1 pseudogene is annotated in these 209 nt (G+C 65.6%); it reads right to left on the bottom strand.

Going from position 1 to position 209, the window contains the following annotated elements:
* Positions 1-209: pseudogene (locus tag FJ658_RS15090) on the bottom strand (sugar ABC transporter substrate-binding protein); the annotation flags it as partial.

Raw genomic sequence — 209 nt, 5'->3', positions numbered from 1 at the left:
CCTCGTTCTTCACACGATCCTCCGCCTGGCTGATCGCGTCGTCGACCGAGGTCGAACCGGACATGATCGCCGTGTGCATGTCGCCGAGGATGCCCTGGATGGCGGCCGTCTTCGACGAGGTCGGGTTCTCCGGGTAGACCACGTGGGTCGACCAGGCGAACTTCGAGAGCTCGTCGGTCGGGGCGCCCTCCACCGAGAAGTAGGTGTCG

Source organism: Schumannella sp. 10F1B-5-1 (assembly GCF_006517535.1).
In the GTDB taxonomy this organism is placed as follows: domain Bacteria; phylum Actinomycetota; class Actinomycetes; order Actinomycetales; family Microbacteriaceae; genus Schumannella.
This window is presented reverse-complemented; position numbering and strand designations above follow the sequence as displayed.